The organism is Mucilaginibacter sp. P4_D1 (genome assembly GCF_056401935.1).
Genome location: NZ_JBFUIJ010000044.1, coordinates 44920 through 55895 on the forward strand (window position 1 = coordinate 44920; position 10976 = coordinate 55895).

Annotated in this window: 12 protein-coding genes; 10 read left to right on the plus strand and 2 right to left on the minus strand. The window is 44.1% G+C overall.

The window, feature by feature from the left end; all coding sequences use genetic code 11:
- The first annotated feature begins 131 nt into the window (after positions 1-131).
- From AC1DV1_RS25770 to AC1DV1_RS25810, 9 genes are all read left to right on the plus strand, one after another.
- Positions 132-1367, plus strand: a complete 1236-nt coding sequence (locus AC1DV1_RS25770; protein WP_477365668.1) for an HD domain-containing protein — start codon at positions 132-134, stop codon at positions 1365-1367.
- 166 nt (positions 1368-1533) lie between these two features.
- Positions 1534-2577 (plus strand): UDP-3-O-(3-hydroxymyristoyl)glucosamine N-acyltransferase, encoded by a 1044-nt coding sequence (gene lpxD / locus AC1DV1_RS25775; RefSeq protein WP_477365671.1) that lies wholly within the window; start codon positions 1534-1536, stop codon positions 2575-2577.
- A 127-nt stretch (positions 2578-2704) separates the two neighbouring features.
- Positions 2705-4111, plus strand: a complete 1407-nt coding sequence (locus tag AC1DV1_RS25780) for a bifunctional UDP-3-O-[3-hydroxymyristoyl] N-acetylglucosamine deacetylase/3-hydroxyacyl-ACP dehydratase (RefSeq protein ID WP_147054530.1) — start codon at positions 2705-2707, stop codon at positions 4109-4111.
- Entirely contained in the window at positions 4108-4893 is a 786-nt protein-coding gene (gene lpxA, locus AC1DV1_RS25785) for an acyl-ACP--UDP-N-acetylglucosamine O-acyltransferase (RefSeq protein WP_090638506.1), read from the plus strand. The genes AC1DV1_RS25780 and lpxA overlap by 4 nt, the downstream gene beginning before the upstream one ends.
- A 131-nt stretch (positions 4894-5024) precedes the next feature.
- Complete coding sequence (locus tag AC1DV1_RS25790; RefSeq protein ID WP_477365674.1) at positions 5025-5645, plus strand: ABC transporter ATP-binding protein; 621 nt, start codon at positions 5025-5027, stop codon at positions 5643-5645.
- A gap of 506 nt (positions 5646-6151) precedes the next feature.
- Complete coding sequence (locus AC1DV1_RS25795; protein WP_477365676.1) at positions 6152-7195, plus strand: NAD(P)-dependent alcohol dehydrogenase; 1044 nt, start codon at positions 6152-6154, stop codon at positions 7193-7195.
- Positions 7196-7535: 340 nt separating this feature from the next.
- Positions 7536-8021: an RNA polymerase sigma factor gene (locus AC1DV1_RS25800; RefSeq protein ID WP_477365679.1), complete on the plus strand. Its 486-nt coding sequence runs from the start codon at positions 7536-7538 to the stop codon at positions 8019-8021.
- A 43-nt stretch (positions 8022-8064) separates the two neighbouring features.
- The gene (locus tag AC1DV1_RS25805; RefSeq protein ID WP_477365683.1) at positions 8065-8556 is read left to right on the plus strand and encodes a hypothetical protein; all 492 of its coding nucleotides are present in this window, start codon (positions 8065-8067) and stop codon (positions 8554-8556) included.
- A gap of 4 nt (positions 8557-8560) precedes the next feature.
- Positions 8561-8806, plus strand: a complete 246-nt coding sequence (locus AC1DV1_RS25810; RefSeq protein ID WP_477365686.1) for a hypothetical protein — start codon at positions 8561-8563, stop codon at positions 8804-8806.
- A 20-nt stretch (positions 8807-8826) separates the two neighbouring features.
- On the opposite strand, the gene AC1DV1_RS25815 is transcribed toward AC1DV1_RS25810, so the two are convergent.
- The gene (locus AC1DV1_RS25815) at positions 8827-9600 is read right to left on the minus strand and encodes a MerR family transcriptional regulator (protein WP_477365689.1); all 774 of its coding nucleotides are present in this window, start codon (positions 9598-9600) and stop codon (positions 8827-8829) included.
- Positions 9601-9852: 252 nt separating this feature from the next.
- Here AC1DV1_RS25815 and rplS point away from each other — a divergent pair, with 252 nt between their 5' ends.
- Positions 9853-10200, plus strand: a complete 348-nt coding sequence (rplS, locus tag AC1DV1_RS25820; RefSeq protein WP_090651474.1) for a 50S ribosomal protein L19 — start codon at positions 9853-9855, stop codon at positions 10198-10200.
- A gap of 663 nt (positions 10201-10863) precedes the next feature.
- Here rplS and AC1DV1_RS25825 read toward each other — a convergent pair.
- The coding region (locus tag AC1DV1_RS25825) for a transposase (protein WP_477365692.1) at positions 10864-10976 on the minus strand (113 nt) is incomplete at its 5' end.

The following is a 10976-nucleotide window of genomic DNA, read 5'->3' on the forward strand; positions in this document are numbered from 1 at the left end:
CAATTCTGATTCAGACAGTAAACCCCAAAGGGACGCTTTTGTTGTTGATTAGTAAAGGTATTAACAAAATTTAACAAACATCACCGGCTTATTTTACCTTTGTTTTACATTTTTGCACTTTACTTAATCCATTGAACAAAAAGAAAATAATAAACGATCCGGTTTACGGTTTTATCAGCATTCCAACCGAACTGATATTTGACCTGATTGAACACCCTTACTTTCAACGGTTAAGGTACATTAAGCAATTAGGGATGACGCACCTGGTTTATCCCGGAGCGCTGCACACCCGTTTTCATCATGCCATTGGCGCCATGTACCTGATGGATACCGCTATTGAAACCCTGCGTAACAAAGGCCACAACATAAGCGACGAAGAGGAAGAGGCAGTTACCATTGCTATATTGCTGCACGATATTGGCCATGGGCCATTCTCGCACGCGTTGGAGCGCACCATTATTGAGGGGATTGATCACGAGGATATTTCATCTATGCTGATGAGCAAACTCAACGAGCAATTTGATGGCCGCTTAGCCATGGCCATAAGTATTTTTAACAATACTTTTCCGCGCAAATTCCTGCATCAGCTGGTATCAAGCCAGTTGGATATGGACAGGCTGGATTACCTCAACCGCGATAGCTTTTTTACAGGCGTATCCGAAGGGGTGATCAGCTCCGAACGGATCATCAAAATGCTGAACGTTAAAGACGATCATATTGTAGTTGACGCTAAAGGCATTTACTCGATAGAGAAATTTTTGATTGCCCGCAGGCTCATGTACTGGCAGGTTTACCTGCATAAAACCGTAATTGCCGGTGAAGAATTGTTGGTTAAGATATTTAAACGCTGCCGCGAGCTTACCCTGAAAGGCGAAGACCTTTTTGCTACACCTGCGTTAAAGCATTTTATAAAAGGCGGCATCAGCAGAGATACTTTCATGAACCAGGACCATCACCTGGAAACTTTTGCCAGTTTGGATGATACCGATATTATGGCAGCCGTAAAAGTTTGGGCCGGGCATACCGATTTTATACTATCAACGCTATCGCAAAACCTGGTTCAACGTAAGTTGTATCATGTAGATATCAGTAACAAACGCCCTGATAGGGAATTTGTAAACTCGCTTATTAAAATGGCGATGAAAAAATACAGTATAAGCGAGCACGATGCCGGATACTTTGTTTTCACCACATCCATACGTAACAATGCCTATACCGCCGGCGATGGCAACATAGGTATATTAATGAAGGATGGCCATGTACATGACATTACAACGGCCAGCGATAACTCCAATTTGGAGGCATTAGCAAAAACCGTAAAAAAATACATACTTTGCTATAGCAAGAATTTAGTATCAAGTAGTTAGTATCAAGTATCAAGATTTTTGGCTTTCGGAGAATAATTCTGTTGTCGAGTCATGTTTTTTGGCTCTTGATTCTCAACCCGAGTTCCTCGCAGCTATCTTGATACTAACTACTTGATACTTGATACTAATTAATTTGCTGCTTTAATTATAACATTTAAATTTGTCGATGCAATTTACTGCCCAGGATATAAGTTTTCTGCTTAACGGAACGGTGGAAGGTGACCCTTCGGTTACTGTTAACCAGTTAGCTAAAATAGAAGAAGGCGCCGCCGGCAGCCTTTCTTTTTTGGCCAACCCTAAATATGAGCAGTATTTATATACTACCAACGCCTCTGTAGTTATTGTTAATAACGATTTACAGCTTACCGGCCCGGTAACGGCCACCCTTATCCGGGTAGAGAATGCCTACAGCGCGTTTTCGGTATTGTTGGAGAAGTACAACACTTTTAAGCTTAACAAAAAAGGTATCGAGCAACCTTGCTTTATACATCCATCAGCCCAAATTGGTGCCGAGCCTTATATAGGGGCATTTGCCTACATCGGCCTTAACGCAAAAATTGGCGATAACTGCAAAATTTATCCCAATGTTAATATATCAGATAATGTGACCCTTGGTAACAACGTTACCTTGTTTTCGGGCGTTACGGTTTATTTTGATTGTGTGATAGGTGATAATGTTATAGTACACTCTGGCGCCGTTATTGGAAGCGATGGTTTTGGGTTTGCCCCCAATCCCGATGGCACTTACACTAAAGTAGCCCAGATAGGTAATGTTATCCTGGAAGACAACGTTGAGGTTGGCTCAAATACCACTATTGACAGAGCGACCATGGGATCGACGGTGATACGCAAAGGTGTAAAACTGGATAACCTGATACAGATAGCCCATAATGTGGAGATAGGTGCAAATACTGTAATTGCAGCACAAACCGGCGTTTCGGGTAGTACCAAAATAGGCGAAAATGTGATATTAGGCGGACAGGTAGGGCTGGTGGGGCATATCAGTATTGCAAACCGTACACAGGTACAGGCACAATCGGGCATTAGCCGTAACATAACCGACGAGGGAAAAAAATGGGCGGGCAGCCCGGCTACCCTTTACAGCGCAAACATGCGCTCGAACGTAGTAATAAACCGCCTGCCCGAATTGGAGAAAAGAATAAACGAATTAGAAAAAATAATCGCCGAATTAAAGAAGGACGTTCATTAGTTCAGTAACCGTTCATTGGTTCATTAGTTCAAGGTTCATTGGTCTTTTGCGCAGGCAAATAATGAACTTAACTAATAAACTATTCACCAATGAACAAATGAACCAGTGAACCAATGAACTAAAAGAAATGAATGTAAAACAAAGAACCATTAAATCACCTGTATCGGTTTCGGGTACCGGCCTGCATACCGGCCAAAGGGTAACCATGACCTTTAACCCGGCACCCGAAAACCATGGGTATAAATTCAGGAGGATTGATATACCAGGCTCGCCAATAATTGATGCCGATGTTGATAATGTAACTGATACATCGCGCGGTACCACCATTTCGCAAAATGGGGCTACTGTTAATACTGTTGAGCATGTACTGGCTGCTTTGGTAGGTATGGAGATTGATAATGTACTGATAGACATGGATGGCCCCGAAACGCCGATTATGGATGGCAGTTCTATCCAGTTTGTTGATATTATAACCGAAACAGGGTTTACCGAGCAGGATGCCGACCGCGAATATTACCATATACCTTACAATATCCATTACTCGGAGCCCGACCGTAAGGTAGAAATGGTTGCCATGCCTTTAGACGATTACCGTTTTACCTGTATGGTTGATTACAACTCGCAGGTGTTGGGTAGCCAGCATGCCAGTATCTCGAGCATTACCGAGTTTAAAAAGGAAATTGCATCATGCCGCACCTTTTGCTTTTTGCACGAACTGGAAATGCTGTTAAAGCACGACCTGATAAAAGGCGGCGATTTAAACAACGCCATTGTGGTTGTTGATAAAGAAGTAGACGAAGAAGAACTTGCCCACCTGGCCAAACTGTTTAACCGCAAGGATATCAGCGTAGCGCCGCAAGGTATTTTAAACAACGCCGAACTACGCCACCAAAACGAGCCTGCAAGGCACAAACTGCTGGATATGATTGGCGATTTGGCACTGGTTGGTGTACCGCTTAAAGGCCATATTATGGCTGCCCGCCCCGGTCATGCTGCTAACGTGGCCTTTGCCAAAAAAATAAAAACCCTGATTAAAAAGGAAAAAAGCCGTAAACAAGTTAAAGTTTACGATGCCAACGCTAAACCGGTGTATGATACCGTTGAGATTATGGGCCTGCTGCCACACAGGCAACCTTTTTTAATGATTGATAAGATATTGGAGCTAACCAAAAGCCACGTGGTGGGTGCTAAAAACGTAACCATAAACGAGGAGTTTTTTAAAGGCCACTTCCCGGGCGCGCCAATATTTCCGGGTGTGTTGCAAATTGAGGGTATGGTACAAACGGGCGGTATACTGGTGTTAAACACTGTACCCGATCCTGAAAATTACCTGACCTTGTTTTTAAAGATCGAAAATGCGCGCTTTAAAAGTAAAGTAGTGCCCGGCGATACAATTATTTACATTTGCGATCTGCTGGCGCCAATTCGCCGTGGTATTGCAACCATGAAGGGTGTTGGTATGGTAGGTAACCGGGTTGTTGTTGAGGCCGAGTTAATGGCACAAATTGTAAAAGTAAAAGGAAACGAAGCATGATCCAGCCTTTAGCATATATACACCCACAGGCAAAAATTGCCGATAACGTGGTGATTGAACCCTTTGTTACCATCCACAAGGACGTTGAAATTGGCGAGGGTACCTGGATCGGTTCCAACTCCGTAATTATGGACGGAGCCCGCATAGGTAAAAACTGTCGTATTTTTCCAGGTGCCGTAGTATCCGCTCCCCCACAGGATTTAAAGTACAAAGGTGAGCAAAGCACGGTTTCCATTGGCGATAATACCACCATCCGCGAATGCGTAACCCTTAACCGCGGTACTGCTTTAGATAAAAACACCACCACTATAGGCAGCAACTGCCTGCTGATGGCCTATGTACACGTAGCGCATGATTGTGTTATTGGCGATAACGTAATTATAGCCAATGCGGTACAATTGGCAGGGCACATTAATGTGTACGATTATGCTTTCATCGGCGGATCATCAGCTGTGCACCAGTTTGTTGAGATTGGTGCGCATAGCATGATCTCGGGAGGTTCATTGGTACGTAAGGATGTACCGCCGTTTACCAAAGCCGGCCGCGAACCGTTATCATACGTGGGTATCAACTCGGTAGGCCTACGCCGCAGGGGCTTTTCAGCCGCGACTATAGCCGAGATACAGGAGATTTACCGAATACTGTTCCTGAAAAAATATAATGTAAGCAAGGCGCTTGATATTATCGAAGCCGAGTTTACCCCAAGTGTTGAACGCGACGAGATCATCAACTTCCTGCAAAACTCGCAAAGGGGGATCATGAAGGGGTTTGGGAATTCTTAATTGGCTCGGGTTGCGGGGTTCGAGTTGTGAGGCAAAGGTTGCGGGTTAGCAATTAACACGAACCCCGCAACTCGAACCCCGCAACGCCAAGCTCACAACACTCAACTCGAACCCCGCAACACCAACCACATATGACCATCACCCTCAACAACATCGGCCGCCGCTTTAACCGCGACTGGATTTTCAGGGGGGTTGATCATACGTTCACTCCCGGCGAATCATACGCTATTCTTGGTCCTAATGGGTCAGGCAAATCTACTTTACTACAGGTTTTAAACGGGAGCCTGTCGCCCTCTATCGGTACAATAAATTATACCTACCAGGATAAACCTATCGAGATTTCGCAGGTGTTTAACTACCTGAGCCTGGCCGCTCCGTATTTGGAGGTTATTGAGGAGTTTACGCTGGGTGAAATGATCGATTTTCATTTCAAATTTAAAAACTACAAACAGGGGCTTGATAAAAAGCAGCTGATTGAGTTGTTGAATCTGCCCAAAAGCGAACATAAGCTTATTCGTTACTTTTCATCGGGCATGAAACAGCGCCTCAAACTTATCCTGGCCTTTTGCTCCGATACGCCCATGCTGATGCTTGATGAGCCCACATCAAACCTCGACACCCAGGGTGTTGATTGGTATTTAAGCCTTGTCGAGCGTTTTGCTACCGGCCGGCTCACCATCATTTGCTCCAACCAGGAGCATGAGTATGGCTTTTGTAAGCATAGGCTAAGTATCTCGGATTATAAGAGTTAGATAAACCCGCTACCCAAAAGTAGCGTCATTGGTTCGTATCTTATAATGACATCATTGTAAATTATTGATTATCAATATTGTTTTTTAATATAGAGACGCATAATTGCGTCTTCCGCATGCAAATCACACATGCAAATCGGCCTTGCAATCGCACCTTGCAAATCCTGAATGTCCTGCGGGAGACGCAATTATGCGTCTCTACAACAACCCCATTTGCAGCAATGTCATTTCTGTTTTTTCCAGCCTAAGCTGATGGTTACCCGCAATGGCGGTGGTTTAGGACTTTCGTTTAACTATATGCGTTGCGCGTCATAACATTTTTTTCAGGTTTTACCTGATAGATACTCGACGGTCAATTTATTGCATGGGTTTTTCAGGGGGAAAGGAGATGGCCCTAAACATATTTTTGTCATAATGCTATAACTACTTTAATAAATCTCAAATCTCCTATCTAACATCTCAAATCTATTCCCGTACCTTTAGGTAATCAAAAATAACAACTACTTATGATACCAGTTAAAGGATACGCGGCGCAATCGCCAACTACCAATCTTGCCCCATGGGATTTTGAGCGTCGTGAGGTTGGGCCTCATGATGTGCAATTTGATATTTTATTTTGCGGTGTTTGCCACAGCGATTTGCACCAGATTAAAAATGATTGGTTCCCGGGTATTTTCCCGATGGTGCCAGGTCATGAAATTGTTGGCCGGGTTGTAAAAGTTGGCGATCATGTAAAAAACTTCAAAGTTGGCGATTTAGCAGGAACAGGCTGCCTGGTTGACTCATGCCGTGTGTGCGAAAACTGCAAACAGGATTTGGAGCAATACTGCCTAAACGGGAGCTCGCAAACCTATAACGGCCTGGAGCAAGACCATAAAACACCAACTTACGGCGGTTACTCAAACAGCATTGTGGTTAACGAAGATTTTGTACTGCATATTTCTGACAAACTTGACCTTGCCGCAACTGCGCCCTTGCTGTGCGCCGGTATAACCACTTACTCGCCGTTAAGGCATTGGAAAGTTGGTAAAGGCCATAAACTGGCTGTTTTAGGTTTAGGCGGATTGGGCCATATGGGGGTTAAATTTGGTGTTGCCTTTGGTGCCGAAGTTACCGTTTTGAGTACATCGCCAGCGAAAGAAGCCGATGCCAGGGCATTAGGAGCACATCACTTTGTTGTAACCAGCGACCCAAAACAAATTGAAGCCGCCAAAAACTCTTTTGATTTTATTTTGGATACCGTATCGGCACCGCATGATTTTAACATGTACCTATCGTTGCTGCGCACCAATGGAGTACATATTTGCGTAGGTGTACCACCAGAGCCCGCCAGTGTGCAGGCCTTTAGCCTGTTGGGTGGCCGTAAAAGCCTTGCCGGATCGGGTATTGGCGGCTTAGCCGAAACCCAGGAAATGCTTGATTTTTGCGCCGAACACGGAATTGTTTCAGATATTGAAATGATAGACATTAAAGATATTGATACCGCTTATGCCCGCATGGAAAAGGGCGATGTAAGGTATCGTTTCGTGATTGATATAGCTACGCTGTAGGTTCGGGATAAGCTCTTCTCCTGTCGGATGAAGCAGGAGGAGGCTTATACACGTTGCTATGCAAAATGGCCCGCGAAATGAAGTGGGCACGAGGACTTTTAAGGTGGATAAGGACGAGTTTTTGAGTCTGGCCCTTATCCACCTTTCGGAACATCTTAATGACAGTCATATTCATCCACCCAATCAGCCAGCCACTATTACTATTTTCCCTAAATTAGATTGCAACCAAACCATGCCTTTTGCATTACAGGTATGTTGTAATCATGAACCCCAGCCAGGAAGCCCAGCTTATTGAACAATGCCGAACGGACGCGGCTGCTTTTGGGCAGGTGTTTGATGAATGGTACAAACCTGTATTTGGCTATATATGCGCCGCACCGGCGACTATGATTTATCGAAAGACATTGCCGCCGAGACTTTTTTAAAAGCTTTTTTAAAAATCGGGGGCTTTCAATGGCGGGGCATCCGGCTATCGTCATGGCTTTACCGCATAGCAACCAACGAGCTTAACCAATATTACCGCAGCAGTAAGTACAAACCACAATCGTTACAGCAGCTGATGGAAAACCCTCAGATGGAGAAACTGCTGCATGAAAACGCTGCCGACGAACGGGAGATGATGGAGCAGGAGCTTAAAGCCTATGACGATTATAACCGGATACGCCAGAACCTGTTGAAGCTGGATATAAAATACCAGGAGGTAATATCGCTGCGCTATTTTGAGCAAAAAACCAATACCGAAATTGGCGAGATATTGGGTAAAAACGAAGGAACGATTAAGTCGCTGTTGTCGCGCGGATTAGAGAAATTAAGAAACATGTTGTAGCAGTGCAACCAAAATGAGATAACGCATTATAAGGGTAAGTAACATGAAAAATAACGACGAATTTTTAAAGCAAATGGAAAATTTAAAAGTACCGGATGTAAACCCTTCGCAGCATCAAAATACGGTAAAAATGGCCATCATGAATGCCAGCCGTTCGGCCGCCCTTGGGGTGTGGCTTATAGCAGTGCCCTGCTATTTTTTATTATGTGTGTTTATGTTTTATTTCTTCCATGCCCGTATGGGCTGGTTCGCCGCTATGTTTAGCCTGATGTCGGGATTGGCAAAAGTTCCTTTTATTGATTTCCTGGGGCCGGTAGTATTATTTGTACTGCCCACCGTTTGCATTATTATCAACGTGCTTTCCATACTGCACGTAGGTGTAAAAACCATCGATCCCGACAGGCGTAAGGTGAAAGAGGTGAGCATTACCATTAAAGTGAAGCTTTGGAACATAGTGCTCATCCTGATTAGCCTGGCTATTGTATTTGTTTTTATAAGTTATGTAATGACCGAAAGTATCTCCATTAAAAGTTAAGCACATGAAATTAAACTGGTTTACCCGTAAAGGAATTTTTTATTTGCCCGCCGCTGTTGCAGGCTGGCTTATATTCGCCATGGCATTTGCCTATGCTGTTTACACATTTATAGATATCGACAAACGCTCGCACTCGGTAAGCGATACGCTCATCAATTTTGTTTTTAACCTGCTCATCATCGGTCTGTTTTATACGGTGATAGCCTATTTTACCGAGAAAAGGCCGGAAACAGGGGCTCCGGAAGAATGATTCCGGATGCCCCCGCCTTTTTACTTCAATTTATTATCGGCAAAATATAACATGCCCTTGCGCATAAAAGCAGCAAATTCCGGATCGGGCTGGCCGTTGGTTGTGGTATACCTTTCGTCGGAAACATACAGCTCTGCAAGGCTTTTGTAGGTTTCGGCATTTAAATCGGTAGGATCTGTAACGCCCCAAAACGCGCGGATGTTGGCATAATGTCGGGCTATCTGCTCCTGTACCATATCATTTTGCGGGTCGGCGTGCCGCAGTAGCTGCAATTGGGCGGCGATATCCTTTTGATCAGCCTTTAGGCGCTCCAGGTTTAGTTTAGGCTGCTCTGTGAGGGCCTTCTCAGACCGTAGTACTACGTCTTCGCCCCACTTATCTATGGCTTCCTGGCGCCACGCGGCGGCCTGGTCTTTGGGCAGACCTTCATAAAGTTCCTCTGCATTACTCATTGTTTTGTTTTTTAAGTTGATTAGTGTTTTGTCGATAGTTTTCAATAATACGTTAAGCCTGTCCCTGCGGCGTTCTAAAGCGATGCGGTGTTCTGCAAGCGCAATGGTTACATCAAAGCCGGGTGCGTTGAGTATAGTTGCAATTTCTTTTAGGGGAAAATCAAGCTCGCGGTAAAACAATATCTGCTGCAGGCGTAATAATTCATCGTCGCTATATTGACGATATCCCGCCTTGCTGCGCAGAGCAGGTTTAAGCAGGCCGATTTGGTCGTATAAATGCAGCGCCCGGATGCTTACCCCAGCCATGCAGGCTATTTGTTTTACTGAATATGGTTGCTTCATTGGTCTTTATTTGTGCGTTAATACAAAGCTATGGTATCACGCAGGGTAAGAGTCAAGAACTATTTTAAAATAATTCCAATATGTTATCCAACCACCCACGTAATCAACCAAATCAATCAYTATTCCCTGGTAGATTGTTAACAAATTACAAATTGTGGAAATTTTTAAAATAGGTTTTTATTTATCAAAAAAAAGCCCTATAATTGCAATCCGATTTTTACGGGCTAAAAATCGCTTTAAGAGCTAAAAATCATGGATTTAGTAAAATTTGTTGAAGAGCAATCAATAGAAAAAAGACAGTTTCCTTCCTTCAAGGCCGGTGATACTGTAAGTGTGCATTATAAAATCAGAGAAGGAAACAAAGAACGTATCCAGCTTTACCAGGGTGTTGTTATACAACGTAACAGCGCAGGTAACTCGGAAACATTCACTGTTCGTAAAGTTTCTAACGGTATAGGTGTTGAGCGTATCTTCCCTATTAACTCTCCAAACATTGATAAAATAGAGGTGAATAGCGTTGGTAAAGTGCGTCGCTCTAAATTATACTACCTGCGTGCCCTTACCGGTAAGGCAGCTCGTATCAAATCAAAAAGAGTTTAATTACCCTACCTCTTTTTTAAGAGGCATACACCAAAGCTTTCAAAAAAGGCCTTTTCTGATTCGTCGGGAAAGGCCTTTTTTATGGAAAAAATTGAGATTGGCAGGGTTGACCTTTGCACTCCAGTGCTGCCGAACTGTAAAAGTTCGCTAAATCATGAAGGGGAATGACATCGTGAAAAGGGCTGTCATGGAGGGCCTGTCGAACCATAGCGGGCAAAGGCCTTTCCGCGCGCCCCTTCGACAGGGTCGGGGTGAAAGGCTCACCTACCTCGAAAAGAAACATGTTATAGGTAGTGGTAAAATTTCGCGAAACTCTGAAGGGAGAATGACATACTAAAGAGCGTTGTCATGCTGAGCCTGTCGAAGCATCGCGGGCAAAGGCCTCTCCACGCGCCCCTTCGACAGGCTCAAGGTGACAGGCTCTGTGCACCTCGAAAATACAACTTGTAATTGGTAGCCTGTCGAGCATAGTGGGCAAATGCCTCTGCAAGCGTTCTTCGGCAGGTTTCGAAAATACGAAAGCGCATAAAAAAGAGGCCGTATCATAAATCAAATGATGCGGTCTTTTTATTTTACGGCGGATAAATCGATTTCAAGTAGTTTTTTGATGTTGATTTCGAACTAACGAATATTATTGATTAAGAACGAGTGAAAAGAAGGCCTTTAGGCAGCTTTTTTTCTTAGGTTTTGTGCGATTGAAAGTAAGCCCCATTCTATCGCTACTTTTTCTTTCCCACGGAGCATGAAGCGTCGGAACCCGTGGTTCTGTTTGATAT